Raw genomic sequence first — 1,131 nt, 5'->3', positions numbered from 1 at the left:
GAGGGCGTCACAGAAAGGTTGACACACCAGTGAGCGGGGAGTGGCAAATGGTACATGAGCGCCACAACCCCGCAGAATCATCCTTCGTTCGAAGAGCTATTCAAAGACCTGGATACGGTACCGTTGGCGTTGTTTGAGCATCTTGACCTCTCGTTCTTAGAGGAGTTCCCCGTGTTCGCCCCCGACCCATGGGGGCGAACACGGGAACACGAAGCACCAGAACTGTTCAAAGGAGTACTCTATTGTTTCAGTCGAGACATCTACGGTGTCAAAGCAGTCGCCAGAGAACTCCACGATGAACTGATCTGGCGGCAGTGCGGATTCGAGAGTGCGCCGTCCTATCAGTCGATTCATCGGTTCTTCACGGACTTCGCGTTGGTCGCCGAGGACGCATTCAACAAGCTCGTCGAGCAGGTCGCCGACCGCGACCTGCTCGACAACACCTTCCGAATCGATTCGACAGATGTGCGGGCACACCCCGACGATGACGACGCTACGTGGAACTACGACCCAACGGCTGAATCAGACGACACAGAGAACGAAGATGACGAGGACGGAGACGAGGAGAGTGACGAAGATGAGGACAGCTACTACTACGGCTACGGCTGTTTGCTCGTCTCGACAGGGCCGAAACTTCCGATTGCAGCGGCCTTTACACAGCAAAAGCAGGTTGATGAGGAGACGGCGAAGCGCATCACCCGTGACGCGCTCGCCGTCGAAAAGCCGATCTGGATGCTCGGTGATGGGGCCTTTGACATTCTTGAGTGGCACGACGACCTCGTTGACGAGGGCGTCGTGTCGGTGGCTCCGTACAATCCGAGAAACACCAACGATCCACTCGACATCGAGTACAGGATCGAAGATCGTATCGAGAACCACACTGACAATATTCACCTGAAGCAATCAGTGTTAGAAGAGACGTACAAGCGCCGGACACAGGTTGAACGAACGATCGGTGCAAGCAAAGACTGCGGCCTCGGGACGCCGCGCGTCCGAGGCCGCGTCCACGTGAAAACACACGTGTTTCTGGCCCTCTGCTTGCGGCTGGCGATTGCAATCACCAATTACGAACGAGGTGCTAATCCTGGAAAGATTTCAGTCGAGGTGTGACAATGATTCTGTGACGCCCTC

Annotated in this window: 1 protein-coding gene; it reads left to right on the top strand. The window is 55.8% G+C overall.

The window, feature by feature from the left end; translation table 11 throughout:
- Positions 1 to 54 precede the first annotated feature (54 nt).
- Entirely contained in the window at positions 55 to 1,110 is a 1,056-nt protein-coding gene (locus C437_RS12100; RefSeq protein ID WP_004517248.1) for a transposase, read from the top strand.
- Positions 1,111 to 1,131: the final 21 nt, after the last annotated feature.

Origin of the sequence: Haloarcula vallismortis ATCC 29715 (assembly GCF_000337775.1) — an archaeon.
Taxonomy (GTDB): Archaea; Halobacteriota; Halobacteria; order Halobacteriales; family Haloarculaceae; genus Haloarcula; species Haloarcula vallismortis.
Note: the sequence above shows the minus strand (reverse complement) of the source record. Positions and strands in the feature narration are given on the sequence as shown.